This is a genomic window from Paenibacillus sp. KS-LC4 (genome assembly GCF_036894955.1).
In the GTDB taxonomy this organism is placed as follows: Bacteria; Bacillota; Bacilli; order Paenibacillales; family Paenibacillaceae; genus Pristimantibacillus.
Map to the genome: position 1 here is coordinate 1,410,384 of NZ_CP145905.1, position 26,089 is coordinate 1,436,472.

Genomic DNA, 26,089 nt, shown 5'->3' on the forward strand with positions numbered 1-26,089 from the left:
AGTTGCCATCAAGTTATCATATTGGCTATTAAAATGAGGTATAATGAAACCAAATGTTCGGAAAACTTTTAAGATAAATGCGGAGGTTCTACAACCAAATGACAGAACCAATTATTTCAGTTGCCCACGTTAGTAAACATTTTGAGATATATAGTAGTTCACAGGATCGGCTTAAACAGATGATTTTCCGGGGAAATAAACAATATTATCGAGAGTTCTGGGCGTTAAGAGATATTAATTTGGATATTTATAAAGGCGAAACAGTAGGTATTGTAGGAAGAAATGGCTCTGGGAAGAGCACACTCTTACAAATTATTGCAGGAACTCTCTTGCCAACCTCAGGTAAAGTGACTGTCAATGGGAAAGTTGCCGCACTTCTTGAGTTAGGCAGCGGATTTAATATGCAGTACACAGGAAAAGAAAATGTATATCTTAATGGCGCTATTTGGGGCTTAAATGAATCACAAATAGATAAGCTATATGATGAGATTGTAGACTTTTCAGAAATAGGCGATTTTATGAATCAGCCAATATCTACCTACTCTTCTGGGATGATAGTTAGGCTTGCTTTTGCCGTTCAAGCAGTTATTCCAAAGGATGTTCTCATTGTAGATGAGGCATTAGCAGTTGGAGATGAATTGTTTCAACGCAAATGCTATGCGAAAATTGAACAATTTAAAAAGAGCGGCGGAACGATTTTATACGTTTCTCATTCGGGTGCGTCTGTTATAGAATTATGTGATAGAGCAATGCTTCTTGATTCTGGAGAGCAGATTATAATTGGAAAGAGCAAAAGCGTAGTTAGTCTATATCATAAGCTTCTTTATGCTTCTCCTGAGAGAAAACAGCAGGTGCGTGATGATATTATTCGTCAAGTATCTGAACTTGATAATGAGTTGGAAGAAGAAGTGATCGATACAGTCCTTATTCAAGAGGATCAGGTGTCAGCTAGCGAAGATAACATTTGTTCAGAACTGGAAGATTATTTTGATGCAGGGCTGCTGGATAATATTAGACCTGTTGAGTACGATGAGGATGGAGCAAAAATATTTGAAGCAGGCATTTATAATGAAGAAGGTGCACAGGTAAATGTTTTGGCATCTGGCCAACCTTATCTATTTAAATATAAAGTAAAATTTGAGAAGAAGCATCATAATGTGCGATTTGGCTTTTTAATTAAAACGATGAATGGATTTGGTTTGGGAGGCGCAGCCTCTGCCAAGTATGGCAAGCAAATAAACCAAGTAAACAGCGGCTCCGAAATTAAAGTGGAATTTCGTTTTGTGCCAAGGCTTAATACGGGAATTTATTTTCTGAACGGAGGAGTGCTGGCTGATTCGAATAAGGGAGAGACCTTTATTCATCGTGTTATTGATATAAGCGCTTTTAGAATTAGGGTGAATGAGGAAGCCCTATTTACCGAATATGTAGATTTTGAAGTTGAGAGTAAAGTGTTTGAGTGATAAGGAGCGAAAAAACAGTGGGATCCCTTCAATCAAAGGCAATTTGTATATTAGGCATGCATAGAAGCGGAACATCCGTACTTACTCGTGGTATTAATATTATGGGGGCATATTTAGGCAAAGAGGAGGATCTGATAAAGCCGAATTTTGATAATCCGGATGGGTTTTGGGAGCATGCTAAAATTGTTCGCTTGCACGATCAAATCCTAGGTTTTTTGTCAGGATCATGGGACATGCTTGCAACCTTGAATGACCAGTGGTGGAACGCTGAAGAAATGAATTACTACAAAGAACTTATGAAAGAATTGGTACGCGAACAATTTTCAGACGCTCCTTTATGGGCATGGAAAGATCCGAGAAGCTGTTTGTTGCTTCCCTTATGGAAAAATGTTCTTAGAGAGTTGAATATTGAATTGAGCGTAGTTTTTATGACTAGGCACCCTTATGAGGTTTCATCGTCTTTAAATAATCGCAATGGGTTTCAGGAAAATATTTCACTTGCAATGTGGACGCTAAATACTCTCAGTGCGCTAAAATATTGCGAAGATGAAAATGTTCGATTTATACATTTTGATCGCTTCTTAAAGGAACCAGCTCAAACCATTGAAAAGCTGTCCGAATCTTTACATTGGCTAGCGATGTCTTCAGAAGAATTGGAGAATGTTCAAAATCGGATTGAACAACATATAAAGCCAGCATTACGACATTCACATATTGATGATAGTGAACTTGAAATGGCGCCGAAAATAGTTAAAGAGACTTATCAATTGCTTTTGCTTTTTGAGAAGAAGCCTGAATTATTTAATGATAAAAATGCTGCTATAAGGCAGCTTTATTCGTCTTATCAAGAGTATTCACAACTTTTCTGTAAAATGAATTTTGTCCCGTTTACGACGAAAGTTTATTTACCTACTGAAGAGGGATATTCGGAAATGCTTGTCTCAAGTGCATCATCTAAGGCGGATGGTTCCAGACAAGAAGTGAGTATAAAAGTTAAGGGGAAGCTGCATCAAGGAGAGTTTAGAATTGATCCTGTGGACATTCCTGCCTATGTAGAAATTGAATCTCTACAATTGCTTCAAGGAGATGGAAAATCTCTTCTTCATATTTGGGATTATAAAAATGGATTTAATGAATTAAATGAATTATATGATATTCAACTATTAACTAGAGGTAATCAGTACTGTTTCGTATCGAAGACATATGATCCACAATTGACTATAATTTCTCCTGTTACAATAGAAAATCCAGTAATTAAGTTAATTTTAAAGGTTGTACATCTTCCTTCCGAACTTGGTGCTTTTATTAGCCAGCATTTAATTTCGGATAGGCTGCAAAAGGAGATAGATGACAACAGAAGAATTTTATCAGCATTAGAACGCAAGACAGAAAATTTGAAAGAAAATTTGACTGAAAAATTAAATGATGCACTCTCGACTTTGCAGCACAATAAAATAGCCTATAGTAAGGAACTGCAAAATCTTTTGGAGATGAATCAAGCCAAAGAGATCTACTTGCAAAATATAATGGAAAAGCTCGAAGCTAGTAATAAATTAAACAATGAGCTTGAAAGGGAAATGCTGGCGATTCAGCAGACCATCAGTTATCGTTTTATGAGGAAGATAGGAAGGCTGAAAAATCGGTTTAAGTCAACTAATAAATAATGCAAAATAGGGTGGACATATGGAGAGAAATGAGCAGCTGACGTTTCAACAATATACAGTTACAAAAGAAATGAGACAGCAGCAAAATAACCATAAAAGCTGTGTTATTTGGTTTACTGGATTGTCTGGTTCAGGGAAATCAACCTTGGCAAATGCTGTAGAAGCCTATTTTTTTGAAAACCAGCTTAAATCCTATGTGCTCGACGGGGACAACATACGGATGGGACTAAATAAAAACCTTGGTTTTTCTGTTGCCGATCGAACGGAAAATATTAGGCGTATTGGGGAAGTAGCAAAGCTGTTCACAGACGCGGGGATCATTACGTTAGCTGCATTTATCTCTCCCTTTAACGAAGATAGGCAAGCAGTCAGAGAGCTTTTTGCGCCAGGAGAATTTATAGAAGTTTATGTGAAATGCTCATTGGATACTTGTGAGAAAAGAGATACAAAGGGGTTATATAAAAAGGCCCGCAATGGAGATATCCAAAATTTTACAGGGATAGACTCTCCTTATGAGGTGCCAATAAACCCTGAAATTACAATCGAAACAGAAAATAAGTCCATTATAGATAGTATAGAAGTTATTATTCAATATTTAAAACAAAATGATGTTGTTGTCTAATCAGAGGCAGGAGTAGCCCGCTATTAAGGAAATGCGAGGTCATTAAAAATGGTTCAAACGTTATGGAAGCAAAAAAATTTAATTAATCAATTTGTTAAACGTGAAGTATCAGGACGATATAAAGGCTCATATCTGGGAATGGTTTGGTCATTCATAAATCCTCTGATGATGCTAATCATTTATACTTACTTTTTCAGCGTTGTATTCAGAGCAAAATGGGGTGGAGGAGCAGGAGAAAGTCAGGTTGAGTTTGCTTTGATTTTGTTTTGTGGTCTTATTACCTTTAATTTCTTTTCTGATATTATAACCCGCTCTCCGGCTATCATTGTAAGCAACCCCAACTATGTTAAAAAGGTTGTTTTTCCATTAGAAATTTTGCCAGTAACGATTGTAGGAGCTGCTTTTGTCCATTTTTTAATCAGCTTTGGGATACTATTGGTGGCTTTAATCTTGCTAATGGGAGTAATAAATTGGACAATTATATTAGTGCCTTTAGTTATGCTACCACTGGCGCTTATGACACTGGGATTATCTTGGTTTTTTGCTTCACTCGGCGTATTTATAAGAGATATTGGCCAATTTTTAGGTGTCGCCGTTCAAGCATTAATGTTTTTGAGTCCTATATTCTATCCTATTTCTATCATTCCGGAAAATTTAAGAGGAATTTATTATATAAATCCTATTAGTCATGTAGTAGAGGATATGAGGAAAGTCATTATATTAGGCCAATTTCCAAGTTGGTCTTGGTTATTGCTAGGAACTTCAATCGGTTTAATTACAACCTGGCTAGGTTATTATTGGTTCTCCAAAACGAAAGGTGGATTTGCAGATGTCTTATGATCCTATAATCTCCTTACGACAAATTAGCAAGTCCTTTAAGATGTACGAAAAGCCAATAGATCGCTTAAAGCAAGTCATCATGCGCAAAAATAACTATAAAGAGTTCTGGCCGCTTAAGAACATCACATTGGATATTTACAGAGGGCAGACCGTTGGCATCATCGGGAAAAATGGATCAGGCAAAAGTACGCTGCTGCAAATTATTGCTCAAACGTTGACTCCTACCGAAGGGGAAATAAATATTAATGGCAGAATTGCTGCTTTACTTGAACTCGGTAGCGGCTTCAACCCGGAATACACCGGTCGCGAAAATGCAATTATGAATGGAGCAATTAACGGTTTTACTTCCGCTCAAATTGAAGAAAGAATGGCGGCCATTGAGGCGTTTGCTGATATAGGGGAGTTCATGGATCAACCGGTTAAAACCTATTCATCAGGCATGTACGTTCGTTTAGCTTTTTCCTGTGCTATTCATGTTGATCCCGATATTCTGATTGTTGATGAAGCTTTAGCAGTAGGAGATATGCAGTTTCAGCTAAAATGTATTGAAAAGATGAAGGCATTTAAGGAACAGGGGAAAACGATATTATTTGTAAGTCATGACGGGTATTCGATTCGCAATTTTTGCGATGAAGCGATTTGGTTAATAGATGGTCAAATTCATCAGCGTGGAGATGCTAATTCAGTAACGAAAGACTACGAAGATTTTATGAAGCATGGGCTCGACTCTATTGAATCTGATGAAAAGGCATTGCATGATGAAGAACGAAGCTCACAGGTTCTTACGATAAATAAAGTAGAATTCCGTGATGGACAAGGGGAATACAAAAAACATTTTCAATTCGGTGAAGATATATATATTGAGTTGGATTACCAGTTGCATCAATCCCAACAGGATCTGGTAGGGGGCATAGCTTTATTTGATAAGCAAGGTACATATATTTGTGGTTTGAATACGAAGCTCGATAAATATAAATTATCTGAACTTCCGGGTAGTTATAAATTAATTTTGAAATATGACAAAATAGCGTTGTTGCCTGGAACGTATTCAATTGATGTAGGTTTTTTTGAAAGCTCTGGTTTAGTTAGACTAGATTACAAGGCAAGATATGACTCTTTTAGAATAAGCTCAGAACGATATTTTGCAGAGGGACTTACATTTTTTGAACATGAATGGAGCCTTGAAAGGTAGCTGGTCAATATGAAATATGACTTTAATATAGATATGTCATCGGATAATTCATTATCGTTGATATTGCGAAACATTAGACCGAATTCTATCGTTTTGGAGTTTGGGCCAGCTAGAGGGTACATGACAGCTTATATGCAGCAGGAACTACAGTGTAAGGTTTATGGAGTAGAGATTGATCCAGAAGCAGCAGCAGTTGCAAAAAGTTTCACTGAGCAAATGATTGTATGTGATATTGAAACAATGATTTGGAAGGATAAACTGCCACCAAATATCATGTTTGATCATATCATTTTTGCTGATGTACTGGAGCATTTGCGTGATCCTGAGCAGGTTTTAAGAGAAGTAGCCGCCTATTTAACAGTAGATGGTACGATACTGAGCTCTATTCCAAACATAAGTCATTCAGCTGTCATTATGGAACTGCTGTCAGGAGAATTTAAATATCGCTCTTTAGGCTTGCTTGATCATACCCACATTCGTTTTTTTACAAGATCCAGTGTAGAGAGATTAATAGAAGGAGCAGGCTTAGTTGCGAAGGAGTGGAACAGTACTTTATTGCACCCGGAGCATACAGAATTAAAAAAACAATATGCTGATCTTCCTATTGAAATAAGCCGATATCTAGAGCAGAGAAAGGACTCACATGTTTACCAGTTTATTACGATTTCAGGGAAGCCTGGGGAGCAAGCGGCTGCTGCATCCTATTTAGAATCGGATTACACATACACAGATTTTATACAGTTGTTTTTCGAGACAGATGAAGGCTTTTCAGAAAGGGCTTCTCAGAAAAAGGCGATTATTACAAGCGATGGTGTGTATTTAAGCTACACATTCGATAAAATGGATCTTGCACGTGGAAAAAGGCTCAGGCTAGACCCGACCAATTTTAAAGCTTTGATTCAAATTTCGACTATTACGTTAAAGAATCAGCATGCAGAAACCGTTATTGAGTTTAGGGGAGAAGACTTGTTTGAAATTATCCGTTTAGAACATAACATAGTCAATGTCGGGCGCTCCGAAAACTGCTTGTTTTATGTGACGGATAATGACCCGCAAATCTATCTGCATTTTAATCAACTCTTATTGGAGAATGTACATCAATTACATATTGAGATGCGTGTAATAAGAGAGAGTGATCAGGTCATTACAAATCTAAATGAAATTTACGGACAGCAAATTATTAATTTGCAACAGCTTTCCAGGTCTAGAGAATTGCAACTAGAGCAGGCAGAAGTACGTCTGGAGGAAGAACAGCAAATTATTAAAAATATAGAAGCGCAAAAAGCAGCTATTGAGCTGCAAAACCTAGAACTTAAACAAAGCTTAGCGGAGCAAAAAACAGCCTTGGAGCATCAAAGTTCATTATTAGAAGCAGCCATAAAACGAGAGCATGGAGTGCAATTGCAGCTAGAGAAGCTACTTACATCAAAAACATGGAGGTTGACCAAGCCTTTAAGAGTCATAAGTCGTTGGTTCATCAAAAAATAGGACTGTGATAATTTATGATGAAAGAGTGAAAACATTGGAAAATTTGGATATTGTTATTGTGACCTATAATTCTGAAAAATGGATAGAGCGCTGCTTGGAAAGCATGATAAGCGGCAAGTACCCTTTAGAAAACATTCATTTAACCTTTGTAGATAATAAGTCCCAGGATAAAACGAAGGAAATTATTGATCAGTTTGCTAAGTCTCATTATTTTGGCAGCTACAATGCTCATTACTTAGAAGAAAATATTGGTTTTGGAGCAGCGAACAATTATGGGGTATCCAAGTCAAAGCAACAGTATGTGCTTTTTCTTAACGTAGACACGGAAGTGGAAGAAAATTCACTAGTCGAGCTTATAAAAGATGCAGAAACCAGTTCACAAGATGTCGCCTTGTGGGAATGCAGGCAATTTCCTTACGAGCATCCAAAGACGTATAACCCTGTGACAATGGAAATAACATGGGCTAGCGGAGCCGCATGTATGGTAAGACGCGATCTTTTTAATGAAGTTGGAATGTTTGATGACAAAATTTTTATGTATGCTGAAGATGTAGACTTAAGCTGGCGTTTTAGAGCTCATGGCTATAAATTGAGGTATGTGCCTAAAAGTATTATTCATCATTATACTTACGAAAGTGCTGGTCAGGTTAAGCCAAATCAATTTTACAATAGTACGTATAATAATTTAATGCTTCGCTACAAGTTCGGAACGTTAAAGGATATTGTTAAAGGCTATTTATTGTACTATAGCTTGTTTTTTAATCCTGTTCCGTTTGCAAAGCATCGTCGTACGGTTTTAAAAAAAATGCTGAAAAGCTTTACCGACGGGCAACGATTTAGGTCATGGAAGCGAAGGAATAAAGGTTATTCGTTCAAACCTTCATTTCTGTTATGGGATTATGAAATCATTCGGGATGGAGCCTTTTATATTAATACTTTGCCTGAGCAAAATCCACTTGTATCTATTCTCATTAGAACTTGTGGCAGGCCCGCGATGCTAAGAGAGGCGTTAATGAGCGTTCGTAATCAGACGTATAAAAATATAGAAGTAGTTATCGTTGAGGATGGCCCAGCCATCTCTAAGGAAATGATTGATGCTGAATTTGATGATTTAACTATTAATTATTTTGCTACTGAAGAAAAAGTCGGCAGATGCGTTGTAGGGAATCTTGCTATGGAGAGGGCAAGCGGACAATATTTTAATTTCCTAGATGACGATGACGTTTTGTTTGCAGATCATGTTGAAGTGTTATGTTATCAGTTGACGATTAATCCGGATAAGAAGGCTGCCTATGCCCATGCTTTTGAAACTCCGATTAAAGTGAGCTCGAAAGATCCCTATGTGTATGAAGAAATTCTTCATAATGTTCAGCATCGTCAACCATTCAATAGACTTGTATTATTGCATCATAATTATTTTCCGATCCAATGTGTATTGTTTTCGAGAGAAATGTTCGATGAGTTAGGTGGTATAGATCTTGAGCTAGAAGTATTAGAGGATTGGGATCTATGGCTTAAATATGCTTTGAAATATGATTTTCAATATGTTGAGAAGGTGACCTCGGTATACCGAGTACCAGCTGAAATCAAACATCATCATAGTAGACAGGAAATGTTTGATAAGTATCTTAAAATCGTACGTGATAAGTATGTAAATCAACAAACCGAATTGCCTATTGGAGCATGGTTTGAAGATGCTGATCACATTCTAAGCCGCCCTCAAACGATTATTTATAAAATAAAAGGCATGACTTTTAAGACATTTGTGTTTAAAGTGAAAAACAAAGTGTATAATCAAGTGAAGAAACTATTAGGTTAATCTACAGGGGGGCTATTGTGACCGTTTTTTTTAAAAAAAATAAAAATTTTCTGATAGTCATGGGAATCATTTTAGTAGGACTATTAATTGTTTATGGTAAGTTTGTTTTTTTTCATAAGCTGTATATTTTTAATGATACTGGAAGTGATACTTTTGATACATATTGGCCTTTTATTTATGATCTAGCTCTAAAAATTAAACAAGGCCAATTGCCATTTTGGTCTCATAATATGGGTATGGGTAATAATTACTATGCTGCACAAATTTTTATAGGAGATATATTTGTCTATCTATATACATTAGTTAATCAAGATAAAATATCATATGCTTTTGGCCTAATGGCTGTTTTGAAAATGCTTGTAGCAGGCGGTTGTATATATAAATACTCCCGTTATATAAAATTATCATTTGTTCCAGCACTAATTATTACATTATTATATGTCTTTAATGGTTATTTTGTTTTATGGGGACAGCACTATCAATTTGTAAATATTATGGTTTTTGCTCCTTTACTGCTCTTAGGATTTGAGAGGCTAATGAAAGAAAGTAAATGGGGATTATTTTCGATATCAGTTATGCTTATTGCTATAAGCTCTTATTACTTCTTATATGTAATTTCTATATTTTTATTAATCTATGCTGTCATGCGTTATCTTCTTGAGAATGAGTTTTCATTAAAAAGCTTCATGCAGCTAATTTTCAAATCAGCTCTAAGTTATTCTGTCGGGATAGCTTTGGCAGCATTTTTATTTTTGCCGACAGTACATTATTTATTGAATAGCCCACGTATAACTGGAAAACTAGAAGTAGATTTATTTCAACTTGCCGACATTAAGTACTATTTAAGCATGGTTTTAAGAATGATGAATAATAATTCATTGGGTATTGGGAATGATTTTTATGGTTTTATCAATTATTACGAGGATCCTATACTGTATTCAGGAATTATTTGCTTGATTATGTTGCCACAGATATTTTTTAATAAGCCTAAAAAAGAAAAAGTTGTTTATGGAGTAGTATATATAATATTGTTGACTTTTGTATTGCTTCCATATTTCTCCCTGTTTTTTAATGCTTTCAGCAAAATTGATTATCGTTGGATGTTCGGTGTCATTATTTTCAATATTTTAGTTTTAGGACAGGTTCTTCAGAACTGGATAGATGACAATTATAAGATTCATCTAAAATCATTGGTTTCCACTCTTTTGGCAGTTGCTGTTCTAACAGGTATAGCACCATTCATTGGTGGGAAAATTGAGTTTTTATCGTCTGAGCAAATGGTCAACTCTTATAAAGTAGTATTTATAGGTTTGATTTTTGCATGTTGTTATGTACTCTTGTTTTGGATTACGCAAAGAACAAAGAGGATGCGCACGAAAGTATATCTCTCAGGTGGGATTGTGTTTTTAATTTTTATCGAAGTTATAAGTAATTCATATCCTACAGTCAATAATCGATTATTATTAGACCCAGACTATATAAAGAATAAACAGGGTTATTATGATGCTACTCAGGAAGTTGTTCAGCAACTCAAAAATGAGGATCCAGGTTTCTATAGAATTAATAAAGCGTATAACTCGCGCTTTTTTAATGATGCTTTAATACAGAAGTTTAATGGAATTAAAGAATATAACTCAATTATACAGCCTTCTATTATTAATTTTTATCAAAAGATGAATGTTTCGATAGGTGGGAACAACTCATTATTAGGTGGCTTAGATAATAGAGTTAAACTCGAAACTTTATTAAACACTAAGTATTATCTTGCCCTGGAAAACGAAGCACCGTATGGCTTCAAATTACTTCACGAAAATAAGGGGGTATATACTTTTAAAAATGAATATGCGCTGCCATTTGGTTATGCATACGATCAATATATAACGGAAGAAGATTTTGAAAAACTAAATTCAATGCAAAAAGAGGATGCTTTATTTAAAGCTTTTGTTGTAAGTGATGAAGAGGGCTTAAATTTATCTTCTTTTAAACAGCTTGCTACTGATCAAATTAGTAAGATTCCAGAAGAAATCATAGATATTTCGAGCCAACTTAAAACTGAAAATGCTATACTCTCAGAAAATCAATCTTCATTTCTTATTGATCTAGATACGGTTGTAAATGGAGAGCTTACACTATCTTATCAATTAAAAACTGAAGAAAGGGCAGAGAGCAAATTGTTTTGGAGTTCAAATAAAGATGATTTCGCAGATAACAATTTTAAAGTGATTGATAGCCCGACGAATGAAGGAGTTTATACGGTATCATTGGGCTTTGTGAATAATGTGAGCTCTCTTAAATTAACTATAAACAATCTGGATAATAATCAAATAGCTAATGCGGTAGTGAAAATAAAACCTGTAAGTTATAACGAGAATGATATAAGGAAGCTAGCTTCAAATAGCTTCAATGCAACGCTAATAGATAACAATAATATAAAAGGCAGCATTATGTTAGACTCGTCCCAAATGATTTTCTTTAGTATTCCGTTTGATACGGGTTGGACTGCCAAAGTAGATGGAATTAAACAAAATGTATATCAATTAAATTATGGATTTTTGGGAGTAACCGTAGATGAAGGACAGCATTTGATTGAATTAAATTACGAACCACCAATGTTCAAATTAGGACTTGCTGTATCAATGACGACTGTTATTGCCATTCTATTAATTTTACTACTTCGTCGTTGTAGAAAACGGAGTTTAAATTAAAACCCGTTTTTATAAATAGACAATACTGATTATTACCATGATTTGTTGAGTGAAAATTAACTGCTTTAATAGCAAATGAGGTGGATGGGACTATGAAGGGGATTATTTTGGCTGGTGGTAGCGGAACGAGGTTATATCCATTAACAAAAACAACCTCAAAACAATTACTTCCTATTTATGACAAACCTATGATTTATTATCCTTTGTCTGTGTTAATGTTAGCAGGGATTAAAGATATCTTAATTATTTCTACTCCCGAAGATACATGTCGTTTTGAGCAATTATTGGGTGACGGTTCTGATTTGGGAATCTCAATTAAATATGCTGTTCAACCATCTCCAGATGGACTAGCTCAAGCGTTTATTATAGGAGAAGAATTTATTGCTAACGACCGTGTTGCGTTAATTTTGGGAGATAATATATTCTATGGCCAAGGGTTTTCCGACATGTTAACAAAAGCCGCCTTAAATACAACCGGGGCTACGGTATTCGGCTACCAAGTGAAGGATCCGCATAGATATGGTGTAGTGGAGTTTGGCGATAATAAGAAGGCATTATCTATTGAAGAGAAGCCTAATAAACCTAAATCAAACTACGCTATAACAGGTTTGTATTTTTATGACAATGATGTTGTAGAGATTGCAAAAAAAATCAAACCATCTTCTAGAGGCGAGCTTGAAATCACAGATATTAATAAGGCGTATCTAGAAAAAGGAATGCTTAAGGTAGAACTATTGGGACGAGGTTTCGCTTGGCTAGACACTGGCACGCATGAATCACTTATGCAGGCATCACATTTTATTGAAACCATTGAGAAAAGACAAGGTTTTAAGGTAGCCTGTATTGAAGAAATTGCTTACTTAAAAGGTTATATTAAGAATGAGCAATTAGTAAAACTAGGACAAGCACTTGCAAAAAATGAATACGGTAAATACTTATTAGAACTTGCAGCGGGGGAGTTGTGATGATGAAATCAAATGAAATCGAAAGCCGATTAGTTGAAATTAGTGTTTTAGGCGATGAACGAGGGTTATTAACTGTTATTGAAGAAAATAATACGGTTCCATTCGACATAAAAAGAGTTTTTTATATCCATGGAACCCAAGAAGGAGTAAGAAGGGGGTTTCATGGGCATCACAAAACAAGACAAGCATTAGTTGTAGTTGCTGGTTCTTGTAAAGTGTTTTTAGATAATCTAACGAGGCAAACAGATATTCTCTTAGATTCTCCTCAAAAAATCTTGATTCTTGAACCAAATGATTGGCATGAAATGTACGATTTTTCAACAGATTGCGTGCTGCTCGTATTAGCCTCACACCTGTATGATCCTGAAGATTACATTAGAGACTATCAATTATTTAAGGAGGTGTATTCTTCTTAATGAGAGGATTATTTGCAGATATTAATTTCAACAGAAAGGAAAAAATTTTTTTTGTATCGATTTTTGGTTTTTCATTAATGCAACTAGTATATTTTATAATGCAAAATAGCACTGTGAATTATTATGATGAAGTACGGTATATCGAAATTAGCACCAATATTTTGCACAATGGATTATTTAATATAGCGGATAATCTAAGAACGTATTTATATCCGCTGTTAATGTCTTGTTTTTTCATTTTCACTGATGGAGATTTCACGAAATGGAAAATAATATTTAGCTTGTTTCAATACATTATTTATATTTTGACTATATTTCTAATGGCTAAAACGGCTTATCAATATAACAAAACAAAGCTAGTTTATTTTAGTGTGTTGTTCCTAGGACTGATGAATCCTTATTTAATACAAGCTACAACTTTGTTTCTAACGGATATTATTGCAACTTGTGTTGTAACTGTTTCGCTTATTTATTTATTAACATCTGATTTAAATAAGTGGAAAAATGGCGTAATTGTTTCAATCTTACTCTACTGCTCAGTTTTGATAAGACCTTCAAGCGCTATATTTATGGCTATTTTTTTAATAATTGGAGCGTATCGTCTAATAAAAATAAAAGATTTCAAACCTGTTAAGTTTGTAATTGTAGGTCTGTTCTGCCTTCTGTTATTTTTTCCGCAATTATATATGAATATTAAACAGTTTAATCACTTTACACCTTTAATACATTTGAATTTATTTGAACAACAATCCGTATGGGCCACACAATATTTGAAATATGGCACCGTTACTATTGGGGGAGAACAACCAAGTTTATACTTTCTTTCACCTTGGTACGAGGAAACAGCTATGAGTATTTTTCAATTAGCATGGAATAATTTTTTTGAATTTCTTTTTATATTTTGTGCACATATTTTTGGTATGCTGGATTGGGGCTATATAGATACATATATTAAAGATTTAGATGTGACATCTAAAATTACTCCTGCGATTCTGTTGTTTATTAATTGGTTTTTCATAGGAGTAGGCGTAGTAGCGCTTAAAAAACAAAGGAAGCATGATTTTGGTACAATATCATTAATATTCGCTGCGTTCGGCTACACTTTATTTATGGCTACAACAGCAATTGAATCAAGATTTGGGTATCCTATTTATTTAATATTATTAATTTTTGCAGGTTTAGGTATTCAAAATATTTTTGAAAATATTCGTAGAAAGAAATTTGTTATCATTATAAGTGCTTCTTTATTGGTAAGTGTTTGTGCATCATTATTTATAAGCTACTTAATTGATTCTCAAACAAATAGAATATTTTGGGTATTTTAACTGATTACTTTAATTTTAGGTTCAAAAAAACTTATATGATTGAGGAGAAAAAAATGATTCCATTTCTTGATTTGAAAAAAATGAATATGAAGTACGAAACAGAAATGATGCAGAGTATTGAAAGGTTCCTGCATTCAGGATGGTACATTTTAGGTAAGGAAGTAGAAGAATTTGAACAGGAGTTTGCACAGTATTGTGGAACTCAATATTGTTTAGGTGTAGCGAATGGGTTAGACGCTCTCACGCTTATTTTAAGAGCTTACGGAATTGGTGTAGGAGATGAGGTGCTTGTGCCGTCTAATACATATATTGCCACAATTTTAGCTATTTCAGCTAACGGAGCAATTCCAATATTGATTGAGCCTGACTTACTAACTTATAATATAGACCCCGAAAAAATTGAAGAAAGGATAACAGATAGAACAAAGGCAATAATGGTTGTTCATTTGTATGGTCAAGCTTGTGACATGTCACCGATAGAAGTCATTTCCAAAAAATATAATTTAAAGATTGTGGAGGACTGCGCACAGGCACATGGTGCAAAGTATGGAGCTAACAGAGTTGGAAACTTGGGGGATGCAGCAGCCTTTAGTTTTTACCCTGGTAAAAATTTGGGAGCGTTAGGAGACGCTGGAGCAATTACAACTAATGATAATGATTTATACATGAAACTTAAAGCACTAAGAAACTACGGTTCGCACAAAAAATATGAAAACCTTTATAAGGGTGTAAACAGCCGATTAGATGAATTGCAAGCAGCTGTCCTAAAGGTCAAGTTGAAGCATTTGGATTATGATAATGGAAAGCGAAGAGAAATAGCGAAGTATTATCTGGATCATATAACAAATGACAGTTTGGTTTTACCATGTGTAGGTAATGGAGATGATTCTACTCATGTTTGGCATCTTTTTGTCATAAGAACAAGCAATAGAGAACACCTTCAGAGCTATTTAACAACTAAAGGAATCCAAACCTTGATTCATTATCCAATCCCACCACATAAACAAGAGGCTTATAAGGAGTGGGCTGAACATTGTTATCCTATATCAGAACAAATTCATAATGAGATACTAAGTTTGCCAATTAGCCCGGTAATGAGCTTGTCCGATGCAGTAAAAGTAACGGAGGCTTTAAATGAGTACGAAGAAAAAATTTAGCATTGTTATTCCAATTTATTACAACGAATTGAATATTCCATACACAATTCCTAGATTGAAAAATTTACAAGACATTCTTCCAGATTTTGAAATGGAGTTTGTTTTTGTAGATGATGGTTCTAAAGATAAATCTTTAGAGTTGTTGTTAGCTGAAAAAGAAAAGGACAGTAGAATTAAGGTTGTGAAGTTAAGTAAAAACTTTGGTTCTATGTCAGCTATTCAGGCTGGACTTCACTATGCAACGGGAGATTGTATTGGCATTATCTCCGCAGATTTGCAAGATCCCCCAGAGCTATTTGAAAAAATGATTACAAGTTGGGAGTCTGGGAATAAAGTCGTATTGGCAACTCGGATGGGTAGAGATGAATCCTTGTCTCAAAGATTGTTTTCGAATACTTATTATTTTTTAATGAGAAAGTTTGCCTTGAAGGATTATCCCAACGGTGGATTTGATTTTGTATTGTTGGATAAGCAAGTCGTTAAAGAGGTAAATAAAATTAGTGAGAAGAACACCAATATTATGAGTTTGATTTATTGGCTGGGTTATTCGCAAGATACGATTTCCTATATTAGGAAGGAAAGGAAACATGGAAAATCAAGATGGACTTTAAGTAAAAAGATCAAGTTGTTTGTAGACTCATTTGTGAGCTTCTCCTATGCTCCTATACGGGTTATGTCATTCATAGGAATATCTACTGCATTATTAAGCTTTCTATATGGATTGTTTGTTATCTATAATGCAATATTTGGCTCAATTCCACTTCAAGGCTGGACAACAATAATAGCTTTAGTAACTTTTTTGCTTGGATTAATAATGGTTATGTTAGGGATTATAGGGGAATATCTTTGGAGAATACTTGATGAAAGCAGAAAGAGACCAGCATATATAATTGATGAAGTCTATAGTGAGGGTGAATAGATGAACTATTTTAAGCATCAACTTGCATTGGTTGAGACAGAGAACATAGGTGCTGATACTAGAATATGGGCATTTACGCATATTCTTAGCGGAGCAATTATTGGGAAAAATTGCAACATTAATGATCATACTTTTATTGAAAATGATGTTGTATTGGGCGATAATGTGACTGTGAAATCCGGTGTATATATATGGGACGGGGTTAGAGTTAGTGATAATGTATTTATTGGACCTAATGTTACATTTACAAATGATTTGAACCCTCGCTCCAAGCAGTATCCCGTTGAGTTTGAAAAGACAATCATTAATGAATTTGCCTCAATTGGTGCAAATTCAACAATTATTGCCGGAAATAGTATAGGTAAATATGCGATGGTAGGCGCCGGTTCAGTTGTAACTAAATCCATACCTGATTATACTTTATGGTACGGTAATCCTGCTCAAATGATGGGATATGTGTGCAAGTGTGGGCAAAAATTAGATACAGCATACAATTGTGCCAGTTGTCTAACAAAATACGTTTTGATTAATGATCAGCTTTCTGAAAGTTACAATGAGAACGGGGATATATAAAATTGTATAGGTTCAGACAGATAATTGGCTTTGGTTTAGTTGGACTTTTAAATACAGGAGTAACTTATTTTTTGTATTTAGCACTACTAAATATTTTTAATTACTCACTGGCTTATTCCATCTCCTACATTGCTGGAATAGTTATTTCATATGTTTTTAATACTATTTTTGTATTCAAACAACCTGTTTCCATTAAAAGTTTTTTGAAATTCCCCATAGTATATATTGTGCAATATTTGTTGAATATTCTTTTGATATATTTATTTGTTGAAAAATTCCATATAAGTGAGAAACTAGCTTTGATTATTTCGATTTTCTTCACTTTTCCAATCACATATGTTTTGTCTAAATATGTACTCATTAAAAAGCAGGGCTAATATAGCTGTTATGAAGTTTAAGTAATTCAGGAAAAATGGGGTGTAAGCATTGAATATTATTAAGACAAAATTGGCTGGAGTATATGTCAATGAACCTAAAGTATTTGATGACCCAAGGGGCTTTTTATGGAGAGCTATTTTGATGTTGTTGTAGATATTAGAAGAAATTCCCCAACGTTTGGTCAATGGATAGGGGAGCTTCTAAGCTTCGAGAATAAAAGGAAAATTTCAGTTCACGTAGGATCTGCTCATGGATTTTGTACTTTACAGCCCAATACACAAGTACATTACAAAGTCGATGAATTTTACTCTTCAGATTATGATAGAGCGATAAGATGGGATGATGTGAATCTTGGAATTAATTGGCCAACAAGATATCCAATTCTTTCAATTAAGGATCAGAGACATCCACTATTAACTGATGCCGAATTAATATGATATTAATCATGGATAGTGGTAAGATATTCTTAAATTTTTTGGAGTAAAGCTTTCGTTGTAGGAATACAGTTTTAATACAGCCGAATTAAAATTAACTATGCTTTCTCAATCGAGAAGCTCCTGAAATTCGGCGAGTTTAAATAATGATTGACGGTGGTATCCATGAGAGTATTGAATACTCAACTCAATGCAGTTAAATTGATCATATGTACTGTTTCTACTGATTCTCGCGGATTTTTTATGGAAACTTACAATGAAAAAGAGGCTCACACTAACGGCATGCACTATAAATTTATTCAAGACAATCACTCTCTTTCAGTGGAAGCTGGTGTGCTGCGCGGCTTGCATTACCAATTGGCACCTAAAGCACAAACTAAGCTTGTACGTGTAACAGCCGGGGCAATCTACGATGTCGTTGTCGATATTCGTAAAGGCTCACCTACCTTCGGACATTGGCAGGGCTTTATCCTTAGCGCGGCGAATAAGCGGCAGCTTCTAGTCCCGCAAGGGTTTGCCCATGGCTTCTGTACAATCGTGCCCAACAGCGAAGTACAGTATAAAGTAGATGCTCTTTATTCTCCGGAGCATGATCGGGGTATTGCTTGGAATGATCCGGCACTTGGAATTGATTGGCCGACATCCGCACCGATTCTTTCTGACAAGGATGGTAAACACCCCGTTCTTGCCGATGCGGAAATTAACTTTGTATATGAAGGGTGAGTTCAACTCGTGAAACTATTAGTGACTGGCGGAGCCGGCTTTATTGGCAGCAACTTTGTGCTATACATGATTAATAAATATCCTGATTACCACATCATTAATGTGGATGCGCTCACTTATGCTGGCAATTTAGAAAATCTGCGCAGTATTGAGCAGCATTCTAATTATACGTTCGTCAAGGCTGACATTGCCGATAAGTCTGCATTAGAGCCGCTATTTGCTGCGGGTGTGGATGCTGTGCTTAACTTTGCAGCAGAGTCGCATGTGGACCGGAGCATTTTACATCCGGAAATTTTTGTGCAAACGAATATTATGGGTACACAGACATTACTAGATCTATCCAAGCAATACAATGTAAACAAGTTTGTTCAGGTTTCGACTGATGAGGTATATGGTACGCTTGGAGCTACAGGTCTTTTCACGGAAGAGACGCCACTTGCCCCGAATAGTCCTTATTCGGCAAGTAAGGCTGGCGCAGATATGCTCGTTAGAGCCTATCATGAGACGTTTGGCCTTCCGGTGAATATTACGCGCTGCTCAAATAACTACGGGCCTTACCAGTTCCCAGAAAAGCTTATTCCATTGATGATCCAAAATGCTTTGCAGGATAAGCCGCTTCCGGTATACGGCGATGGACTCAATGTTCGTGACTGGCTTTATGTCGAAGATCATTGCAGTGCCATTGATCTTGTCTTGCATAAAGGACGCAACGGTGAAGTTTACAATGTTGGCGGCAGCAATGAGCGGGATAATCTCCACGTTGTAAAAACGATTTTGCAGGAGCTGAACAAACCAGAGTCGCTAATTACTTATGTGCAAGATCGCCTCGGCCATGACCGCCGTTATGCAATTGATGCGGACAAAATCCGCAATGAGCTGGGCTGGAAGCCACAGTTCGCCTATGAGAGCGGCATTAAGGCGACGATTCAATGGTATTTAAATAACAAACAATGGATGGAGCAGGTCGTATCCGGCTCTTATCAGCAATATTATGACACGCAGTATAAGGAACGACTAGGTGATCAGGCATGAATAGCCCACAGGCCGGCAAACAACAGAGAATTCTAATTACGGGAGCAAGAGGTCAGCTCGGAGCTGAATTGGCCAACCTGCTTGTTCCTGAAAACATCGAAATCATTGCACTAAATCGCTCGGAGCTGGATGTTGTAAATTTGGAGCAATGCCGTGCCGTACTAGCACAGCATCGCCCTGATGCGATTATTCATTGCGGGGCCTACACGGCCGTCGATCAAGCCGAGGCTGAGCCAGATGAGGCTTTTCGTGTGAATGGAGCAGGCACTCGCAATTTGGCTGTTGCTGCCAAGGAAGCAGGTGCAAAGCTCTGTTATATAAGCACGGATTATGTTTTTGATGGAAAAGGCAGTGTGCCCTACAATGAATATGACAATACGAATCCGCAAACAGTATACGGCAAGTCGAAGCTCGCGGGTGAATATGCCGTACAAATGCTGCATGATCGGTTTTTCATTGTCAGAACCTCTTGGGTGTATGGAAAATACGGGAACAATTTCGTGAAGACGATGCTGAAAATGGGAGCTGAGCGTGACAGTCTGAAAGTGGTTGCTGATCAGTTAGGCTCGCCAACGTATACGTATGATTTGGCTCAGTTTCTGCTAGAGCTTATTCAAACCGACTATTATGGCATTTATCATGCATCTAATACGGGTATATGCTCATGGCATGAATTTGCTCAGGCGATTTTCGAGGAAGCGGGCAACTCGAAGGTGCAAGTAGATCCTTGCGCAACGAATGAGTTTCCACGGCCAGCTCCGCGGCCAGCGTATTCCGTTATGGATCAGGTAGCGATCCGAAGCAACGGCTTGCAGCAGCTGCGTCCATGGAGAGATGCCCTTCGTCATTTTGTGAACGATTTTATGTAGTTGATCTGTAGTTGATCTGACGTAAATGCAATAAATAAAAGACAGTGAGTGATGGCTAAAATGGCTACAGCAAGTGTCTGTATTGTAACCTACAATAGCGCTGCCGATATTGAGGCATGCTTAAATGCCGTTCTTCATCAAACGCTGCAGCCAGAGCGCATCGTTATTATTGATAATGCATCTACTGACGGAACGAAAGCGATTGTGGAACGTTACGCAGCAGATAAAGGCTTAGAGGCAATCATCTGTTTTACAGCTAATTCTGTAAATAACGGATTTGCAGGTGGTCAAAATCAAGCGATTCGGCAGACGGCCTCGCATTATGTGCTCGTGCTTAACCCAGATGTGACGCTGGGCCCAGCCTATTTGGCAGAGACGGTTGCTTATATGGAGGGACATCCAGAGACGGGCAGTGTGACAGGGAAGCTGGTTTTAGGCTCAGACCACTCCACAATGGACAGTGCAGGCCTTGGTATGCGCCATACACGTCAAGCCTATGATCTGGCTTCAGGAGAGCCTGCTGCGGAATGGAACGAGCTACGAGAGGTGTTCGGGGTTTCAGGAGCTGCGGCTGTGTACCGCAGGGCTATGATAGCTGATATTCAAATGGACGGACAGTTTTTTGATGAGGACTATTTTGCCTATAAAGAAGACGTAGATGTGGCTTGGCGAGCGCAGAAGCTGGGTTGGAAAGCTTATTATGTGCCATCGGCAACCGCTTTGCATCATCGAGGCTGGAAGCAAGGCGGCAGGCGCTCTATTCCATTATTCATCCGTAGACATTCCTATCAGAACCGCTGGTTTACGCTAATAAAAAATGAGCCTGTCGGCTGGCAATTGCTTTGGCTGCTTCCGCTTCTCGCCTTCGTTGAAGCATCGAAGCTTGTCTATATCCTACTAAGAGAGCCTGGCCTGTTAGGCTCTTGGCCCATTATTTTTAGAATGCTGCCCGTTATGCTGGACAAGCGCAAGCAAGTGGAGCGTAAAGCTAAGGAAAATAGGCGCGGACAGACTATTTATGGAAAGCAATAGAAGATCGCCCTTCATGGAAGCATGTGGGGTTCTTTTTGCTTCCTTATTTTGATACAATACTACTAGAGTCGAAAACTGATAGAATGTAGGTGAATTTGCGTTTATGATCCGGCAAAATCAGAGGATATTGTCCCAGTTGTATATGCTTGCGGATCTGTTCTGTACGTTAATCGTATTTCTAGCCGCCTATTGGCTTAAATTTTATAGTGACTGGTTGTCCTATGTGAATTCTGTTCCGTTTTCCACTTATTTGGTTTGGGGAACCGTATATTCTTTCTCAGCTGTTGTAGTTGGTTTTTATTTACAGTTTTATTCACCAAAGCGGCGCAAAAATTATTCCTATGAAGTATTGAAAATCATTCAAATTCAAACGATTAGTTTTCTATTTTTGCTCAGCCTGTTTTACTTTACAGGGGAGATACATATTTCCCGGGAATTACTTTTAATTTTTTTCCTTATGAATATTGTAGCGATAGCGCTGTACCGATATGCTGTAAAATCACTGTTATTCTCCTTCCGTCGCCGCGGTTATAACAAGCGGTATGTGCTTATTGTTGGCGCAGGGTCGGTGGGGCGCAGCTTTTATGAGAAATTGATTAGGCGCCCAGAGCTTGGATATGAAGCTGTCGGCTTTCTTGATGATTATCAGGGAGAGCATACGAAGGAATTTCAGTATATGAAGCCGATTATCGGCTGTCTGGATGATCTTGAGGCGAAGCTGAATGAGCTTACGATTGATGAGGTTATTGTAGCACTGCCGCTAGAAGCGCATAAGAAATATGCTCAAATTATTGAGACATGTGAGAAAACAGGTGTTAAGACATTGATTATACCGGACTTTTTTGATTTATTGCCAGCTAGGCCGTTTTTTGATAATTTTGCTGGTATTCCGCTCATTAATGTGCGGGATGTGCCGCTGGATGAGCTGAGCAATCGCGTGCTGAAGCGTGGATTCGATATTATTTTTTCCTTAATTGCCATTATTCTGACCTCTCCAATTATGCTCGCTACGGTTATTGGAATTAAACTAACCTCTCCTGGTCCGGTATTGTTTAAGCAGGAGCGGATGGGACTTGACCGCAAAAACTTTTTTATGTATAAATTCCGCTCGATGCGCGTATCGACGGGTGAAATTTCCAATACGCAGTGGACGGTGGAAAATGATCCGCGCCGCACGAAATTTGGCAGCTTTCTGCGCCGCACGAGCCTTGACGAGCTTCCGCAGTTTTTCAACGTGCTGTTCGGACATATGAGCGTCGTCGGGCCGCGCCCTGAGCGTCCCTATTTTGTCAGCCAATTCAAGGAAGAAATTCCGAAGTATATGATCAAGCATCAGATTCGCCCTGGTATAACCGGCTGGGCACAGACCAATGGGCTGCGCGGCGATACGTCGATTGAAGAACGCATCGTCCATGATATTTTTTATATTGAGAACTGGACGTTTATATTGGATTTGAAAATTATCGTAATGACGATTGTGAGAGGGTTTGTCAATAAAAATGCTTACTGACCGCAGTACGGATGTGAAAGTATCGGTTATCATACCAACATTAAATGCGGGGGCGGGCTTGGTTGATCAGGTGGAGCGGCTTCAAAAACAGACGCTGCGTCCCTACGAAATTATAATAATGGACTCTTCCTCAGACGATGGTACGGTGGAACGTGCACGCAAGCTGGGGACGAGGGTGCTGTCCGTTCAGCGCAGCGAGTTTGACCATGGCGGAACTCGCAATTTGGCGGCGGCTCAAGCGAAAGGTGAATTCTTCGTATTTATGACGCAGGACGCGCTTCCTTATGATGACTTTGTGCTCGAAAAGCTGATCCAGCCGCTGCTGCTAGACGACAGAACAGCCTGCTCTTATGCAAGACAGATCCCTTATCCTCATGCAGGCATACTGGAACGGCTTGCAAGGGAATCGAACTATCCGCAAGAGCCACGTTTGAAATCTAAAGCGGATATAGACCAAATGGGCATACAGACGTTTATTTGCTCAAATGTATGCGCAGCCTATCGCAAAGAAACCTTTTATGAGATGGGCAGCTTTGCCGCTCCCGTTATCTTCAATGAGGATATGTTTATGGCAGCTACTTGTGTCATGAACGGCTATAATATTGCTTATGCTGCTGAAGCAGGCGTCTACCACTCGCATGATTATACCGTGATGCAGCAGTTCAGGCGTTTTTTTGACAACGGGGTGTCCATGTGTCGCAATGAATGGATTATTCCATACAGCAAAGTGGGCAAACCTGGCTTTAAGCTGGTCAAAACCCAGCTCAAATGCTTGCTACAAGAACGGCGCTATCATTTGATTCCTGTGCTTGTCGCGGAATCGGCTGCGAAGCTTATTGGCTACAAGCTCGGCATTAAGCATAAGCGCCTTCCGCTGTTTTTGTGTCGGCATTTCAGTATGCATAAGCTGATATGGGATCGGATGCACAGCGTAAACGATACTTCGGCATCCATGAAGCGTACGGGTTAGCTTCAGGCATTATTTATTCAGAATACAAAAATATGAAAGCATTCAAAGCATGTCATCCGATTTAGGTAATCGGACGGGCATGCTTTTTATTATGCAATACAATCGTTTGCCCCATTAACTTGAGCAAATGTACGCATAAGGAAACCTTGAACCGCCGAAACTAAATCAGCAAGTGTATGAATGCAGGTAATGCGGCAGAGGCAAGGGGGACCAACATGTCCGTTTGGTTGATTATAATAGCCCTGACTATCGTTCTAGGGCTTTATTTACTGCAATTTGTATTTATTTTTGCCATGGAGTATCGCAGGCCTGCACGCTTAGCTGCCTGGCTGACGATTACGATGCTGCTGCCGATTTTGGGCATTGTGCTTTACCTGCTGCTTGCACGGCCAGTAAATCGCCAAAGCAGCCAAACACATAAACGGCTCGCTCAAGAGAAGCTGCTCCTAGCGGGGAAGCTGACGCATAATGCGCAAAGCTTTACCGATATGCAGGGAAGTCCAGAAGTGGATGGGCAAGAACAGCTTTTCCGGCTATTGACGGCTTCGAGGGGGCACTGTATTACGCTGCGCAACCATGTTCATGTGCTGAAAAATGGGCAGGAAACCTATGAAGCAATCTTGGCGGCGATTAGCCGGGCTAAGAGCTATATTCATCTCGATTATTATACGATACGGGATGATGGAATCGGACAACGCTTCAAGCAAGCCTTAATTGAGCGGGCAAAGGCAGGGGTAGAGGTTCGCGTGCTGTATGACGGCATCGGGAGCATGAATTTAAGCCAAGTCTACATTGATGAGCTTGTTGCTGCGGGCATACAGACAAGCTGCTTTTTACCGCCGCGCCATGCTTGGTATGAACGGAGGCTAAACAACCGCAATCACAGTAAAATTGCAGTCGTGGACGGCATAATTGGCTTCGTTGGAGGTATTAATATAGGCGATGAGTATTTGGGAGGAAATCCGAAGCTTGGATTTTGGCGGGATACCCATGTACAGCTGGAGGGGGATGCGGTTTATTTTTTGCAGCAGCTGTTCAGGAGCGATTGGGCTTTTGCTGCACATGAGGAGCTATACGATGAGCGTTATATGCCCAGGCATCATTGCGACGGCTGTGATCCGGTGCTCATTACGCCAGGTGGTCCCGATCAAATCGGGGAGCCGATATTAGAATCGGTCGTCGCTTCGGTCATGGCAGCGAAAGAAAGCATCTGCTTGTCGACGCCCTATTTTATACCTGATCCGGGCTTGCTCATGGCGCTTCGGGTAGCTGCGCTAAGCGGCGTCGATGTCCGAATCATTATTCCAGGCAAAGGTGACTCACAGCTAGTATTATGGGCTACGCTTTCTTATGTAGAGCCGCTGCTTAAGGCGGGAATTAAGGTTTTGCGCTATCAAAAAGGCTTTATACATGCCAAGGTGCTAATCATTGATCGCATGCTGGCGTCAGTAGGGACGGCGAATATGGACATGCGCAGCTTCTACAACAATTATGAGCAAAATGCGCTTTTATTCGATCCCCGCTCGATAGCACAGCTGAGGAGGGAGTTTCGGCAGGATGAGCAAGACAGCGATGAGCTGAGCCTCTCTGCGTTTTCGAAGCGTCCTGCTATACAAAAGATGGCGGAAGCGGCGGCGCATATGCTGTCCCCATTGTTGTAGCTGCTCATTGTTAATCGTTGTTAATGGTTGATCTGTTAGTGAATGAAACAGCTATGGTCTGGGCATATTTTGCAGGTAGGCTAGCCGAACGTATGAAGGAAGGAGGGAAAACGATGGCAGATGGAAATGAACAGCCGACAACCGAAGAGCGGAATGTGTCAGCGAATGGCGTTGATGCCAAGCACGAAGGGCGCTCCGATTATTTTATGGATATCGACCGAATGGTGAATGAAGGGCTCGGAGGAGGCAATGTAACGCCTCATAATGGCCTTATTGATGAATCGACGACCGATACGATGGAGGAAGAAGGAAGATAGCAATCAAGCAAAGGG

The 26,089-nt window shown here is 38.4% G+C and carries 24 protein-coding genes; all 24 read left to right on the forward strand.

Annotated features, from left to right (window positions below; all coding sequences use genetic code 11):
- Window positions 1-98: 98 nt before the first annotated feature.
- The 24 genes from V5J77_RS05930 to V5J77_RS06045 all read left to right on the forward strand — a co-directional run bounded on the left by V5J77_RS05930 (window position 99) and on the right by V5J77_RS06045 (window position 26,074).
- Complete coding sequence (locus tag V5J77_RS05930) at window positions 99-1,463, forward strand: ABC transporter ATP-binding protein (protein WP_338554863.1); 1,365 nt, start codon at window positions 99-101, stop codon at window positions 1,461-1,463.
- A 17-nt stretch (window positions 1,464-1,480) separates the two neighbouring features.
- On the forward strand, window positions 1,481-3,127 hold the full coding sequence (locus V5J77_RS05935) for a hypothetical protein (protein ID WP_338554864.1): 1,647 nt from the start codon (window positions 1,481-1,483) through the stop codon (window positions 3,125-3,127).
- Between the two features lie 19 nt (window positions 3,128-3,146).
- A complete protein-coding gene (gene cysC / locus V5J77_RS05940; protein ID WP_338554865.1) occupies window positions 3,147-3,749 on the forward strand; it encodes an adenylyl-sulfate kinase in 603 nt (200 codons plus the stop codon).
- Window positions 3,750-3,797: 48 nt separating this feature from the next.
- Window positions 3,798-4,589, forward strand: a complete 792-nt coding sequence (locus tag V5J77_RS05945; RefSeq protein ID WP_338554866.1) for an ABC transporter permease — start codon at window positions 3,798-3,800, stop codon at window positions 4,587-4,589.
- Window positions 4,579-5,781 (forward strand): ABC transporter ATP-binding protein, encoded by a 1,203-nt coding sequence (locus tag V5J77_RS05950; protein ID WP_338554867.1) that lies wholly within the window; start codon window positions 4,579-4,581, stop codon window positions 5,779-5,781. The genes V5J77_RS05945 and V5J77_RS05950 overlap by 11 nt, the downstream gene beginning before the upstream one ends.
- 9 nt (window positions 5,782-5,790) lie before the next feature.
- Complete coding sequence (locus V5J77_RS05955) at window positions 5,791-7,269, forward strand: methyltransferase domain-containing protein (RefSeq protein ID WP_338554868.1); 1,479 nt, start codon at window positions 5,791-5,793, stop codon at window positions 7,267-7,269.
- Between the two features lie 34 nt (window positions 7,270-7,303).
- A complete protein-coding gene (locus V5J77_RS05960; RefSeq protein WP_338554869.1) occupies window positions 7,304-9,088 on the forward strand; it encodes a glycosyltransferase family 2 protein in 1,785 nt (594 codons plus the stop codon).
- 17 nt (window positions 9,089-9,105) lie between these two features.
- Window positions 9,106-11,793 (forward strand): YfhO family protein, encoded by a 2,688-nt coding sequence (locus V5J77_RS05965; RefSeq protein WP_338554870.1) that lies wholly within the window; start codon window positions 9,106-9,108, stop codon window positions 11,791-11,793.
- A gap of 92 nt (window positions 11,794-11,885) precedes the next feature.
- Window positions 11,886-12,758 carry a glucose-1-phosphate thymidylyltransferase RfbA gene (gene rfbA / locus V5J77_RS05970; protein ID WP_338554871.1) on the forward strand — a complete coding sequence of 291 codons (873 nt, stop codon included), beginning with the start codon at window positions 11,886-11,888 and terminating at the stop codon, window positions 12,756-12,758.
- Window positions 12,758-13,174, forward strand: coding sequence for an FdtA/QdtA family cupin domain-containing protein (locus V5J77_RS05975; protein ID WP_338554872.1), 417 nt, complete (start codon window positions 12,758-12,760; stop codon window positions 13,172-13,174). Before rfbA ends, V5J77_RS05975 begins: the two co-directional genes overlap by 1 nt.
- On the forward strand, window positions 13,174-14,499 hold the full coding sequence (locus tag V5J77_RS05980; protein WP_338554873.1) for a hypothetical protein: 1,326 nt from the start codon (window positions 13,174-13,176) through the stop codon (window positions 14,497-14,499). Before V5J77_RS05975 ends, V5J77_RS05980 begins: the two co-directional genes overlap by 1 nt.
- A 53-nt stretch (window positions 14,500-14,552) precedes the next feature.
- Window positions 14,553-15,656, forward strand: coding sequence for a DegT/DnrJ/EryC1/StrS family aminotransferase (locus V5J77_RS05985; protein WP_338554874.1), 1,104 nt, complete (start codon window positions 14,553-14,555; stop codon window positions 15,654-15,656).
- The gene (locus V5J77_RS05990; RefSeq protein WP_338554875.1) at window positions 15,634-16,575 is read left to right on the forward strand and encodes a glycosyltransferase family 2 protein; all 942 of its coding nucleotides are present in this window, start codon (window positions 15,634-15,636) and stop codon (window positions 16,573-16,575) included. Before V5J77_RS05985 ends, V5J77_RS05990 begins: the two co-directional genes overlap by 23 nt.
- The gene (locus tag V5J77_RS05995) at window positions 16,576-17,148 is read left to right on the forward strand and encodes an acyltransferase (protein WP_338554876.1); all 573 of its coding nucleotides are present in this window, start codon (window positions 16,576-16,578) and stop codon (window positions 17,146-17,148) included.
- Between the two features lie 71 nt (window positions 17,149-17,219).
- Window positions 17,220-17,525, forward strand: coding sequence for a GtrA family protein (locus tag V5J77_RS06000; RefSeq protein ID WP_338554877.1), 306 nt, complete (start codon window positions 17,220-17,222; stop codon window positions 17,523-17,525).
- A 126-nt stretch (window positions 17,526-17,651) separates the two neighbouring features.
- Entirely contained in the window at window positions 17,652-17,963 is a 312-nt protein-coding gene (gene rfbC, locus V5J77_RS06005) for a dTDP-4-dehydrorhamnose 3,5-epimerase (protein ID WP_338554878.1), read from the forward strand.
- Between the two features lie 162 nt (window positions 17,964-18,125).
- Window positions 18,126-18,683 (forward strand): dTDP-4-dehydrorhamnose 3,5-epimerase, encoded by a 558-nt coding sequence (gene rfbC / locus V5J77_RS06010; RefSeq protein ID WP_338554879.1) that lies wholly within the window; start codon window positions 18,126-18,128, stop codon window positions 18,681-18,683.
- Window positions 18,684-18,692: 9 nt separating this feature from the next.
- The gene (gene rfbB, locus V5J77_RS06015; protein ID WP_338554880.1) at window positions 18,693-19,715 is read left to right on the forward strand and encodes a dTDP-glucose 4,6-dehydratase; all 1,023 of its coding nucleotides are present in this window, start codon (window positions 18,693-18,695) and stop codon (window positions 19,713-19,715) included.
- Window positions 19,712-20,584, forward strand: a complete 873-nt coding sequence (gene rfbD, locus V5J77_RS06020) for a dTDP-4-dehydrorhamnose reductase (RefSeq protein ID WP_338554881.1) — start codon at window positions 19,712-19,714, stop codon at window positions 20,582-20,584. The genes rfbB and rfbD overlap by 4 nt, the downstream gene beginning before the upstream one ends.
- Window positions 20,585-20,644: 60 nt before the next feature.
- On the forward strand, window positions 20,645-21,616 hold the full coding sequence (locus V5J77_RS06025) for a glycosyltransferase family 2 protein (RefSeq protein WP_338554882.1): 972 nt from the start codon (window positions 20,645-20,647) through the stop codon (window positions 21,614-21,616).
- A gap of 103 nt (window positions 21,617-21,719) precedes the next feature.
- Window positions 21,720-23,126 carry an undecaprenyl-phosphate glucose phosphotransferase gene (locus V5J77_RS06030; RefSeq protein WP_338554883.1) on the forward strand — a complete coding sequence of 469 codons (1,407 nt, stop codon included), beginning with the start codon at window positions 21,720-21,722 and terminating at the stop codon, window positions 23,124-23,126.
- A complete protein-coding gene (locus V5J77_RS06035; protein WP_338554884.1) occupies window positions 23,116-24,096 on the forward strand; it encodes a glycosyltransferase in 981 nt (326 codons plus the stop codon). The genes V5J77_RS06030 and V5J77_RS06035 overlap by 11 nt, the downstream gene beginning before the upstream one ends.
- Before the next feature lie 215 nt (window positions 24,097-24,311).
- Complete coding sequence (gene cls, locus V5J77_RS06040) at window positions 24,312-25,757, forward strand: cardiolipin synthase (RefSeq protein WP_338554885.1); 1,446 nt, start codon at window positions 24,312-24,314, stop codon at window positions 25,755-25,757.
- 113 nt (window positions 25,758-25,870) lie between these two features.
- On the forward strand, window positions 25,871-26,074 hold the full coding sequence (locus V5J77_RS06045; protein ID WP_338554886.1) for a hypothetical protein: 204 nt from the start codon (window positions 25,871-25,873) through the stop codon (window positions 26,072-26,074).
- The last annotated feature ends 15 nt before the right edge of the window (window positions 26,075-26,089 follow it).

Excerpts from the sequence above, each read along its gene's own strand:
- V5J77_RS05990 (WP_338554875.1), top strand. The coding sequence starts at position 15,634 with ATGAGTACGAAGAAAAAATTTAGCATTGTTATTCCAATTTATTACAAC.
- V5J77_RS05930 (WP_338554863.1), top strand. The coding sequence starts at position 99 with ATGACAGAACCAATTATTTCAGTTGCCCACGTTAGTAAACATTTTGAG.
- V5J77_RS05980 (WP_338554873.1), top strand. The coding sequence starts at position 13,174 with ATGAGAGGATTATTTGCAGATATTAATTTCAACAGAAAGGAAAAAATT.
- cls (WP_338554885.1), top strand. The coding sequence starts at position 24,312 with ATGTCCGTTTGGTTGATTATAATAGCCCTGACTATCGTTCTAGGGCTT.
- V5J77_RS05955 (WP_338554868.1), top strand. The coding sequence starts at position 5,791 with ATGAAATATGACTTTAATATAGATATGTCATCGGATAATTCATTATCG.
- V5J77_RS05975 (WP_338554872.1), top strand. The coding sequence starts at position 12,758 with ATGATGAAATCAAATGAAATCGAAAGCCGATTAGTTGAAATTAGTGTT.
- rfbD (WP_338554881.1), top strand. The coding sequence starts at position 19,712 with ATGAATAGCCCACAGGCCGGCAAACAACAGAGAATTCTAATTACGGGA.
- rfbC (WP_338554878.1), top strand. The coding sequence starts at position 17,652 with ATGGAGAGCTATTTTGATGTTGTTGTAGATATTAGAAGAAATTCCCCA.
- V5J77_RS06030 (WP_338554883.1), top strand. The coding sequence starts at position 21,720 with ATGATCCGGCAAAATCAGAGGATATTGTCCCAGTTGTATATGCTTGCG.
- V5J77_RS06025 (WP_338554882.1), top strand. The coding sequence starts at position 20,645 with ATGGCTACAGCAAGTGTCTGTATTGTAACCTACAATAGCGCTGCCGAT.
- V5J77_RS06045 (WP_338554886.1), top strand. The coding sequence starts at position 25,871 with ATGGCAGATGGAAATGAACAGCCGACAACCGAAGAGCGGAATGTGTCA.
- cysC (WP_338554865.1), top strand. The coding sequence starts at position 3,147 with ATGGAGAGAAATGAGCAGCTGACGTTTCAACAATATACAGTTACAAAA.
- V5J77_RS05995 (WP_338554876.1), top strand. The coding sequence starts at position 16,576 with ATGAACTATTTTAAGCATCAACTTGCATTGGTTGAGACAGAGAACATA.
- V5J77_RS05950 (WP_338554867.1), top strand. The coding sequence starts at position 4,579 with ATGTCTTATGATCCTATAATCTCCTTACGACAAATTAGCAAGTCCTTT.
- V5J77_RS05985 (WP_338554874.1), top strand. The coding sequence starts at position 14,553 with ATGATTCCATTTCTTGATTTGAAAAAAATGAATATGAAGTACGAAACA.
- V5J77_RS06035 (WP_338554884.1), top strand. The coding sequence starts at position 23,116 with ATGCTTACTGACCGCAGTACGGATGTGAAAGTATCGGTTATCATACCA.
- rfbA (WP_338554871.1), top strand. The coding sequence starts at position 11,886 with ATGAAGGGGATTATTTTGGCTGGTGGTAGCGGAACGAGGTTATATCCA.
- rfbC (WP_338554879.1), top strand. The coding sequence starts at position 18,126 with ATGAGAGTATTGAATACTCAACTCAATGCAGTTAAATTGATCATATGT.
- V5J77_RS05945 (WP_338554866.1), top strand. The coding sequence starts at position 3,798 with ATGGTTCAAACGTTATGGAAGCAAAAAAATTTAATTAATCAATTTGTT.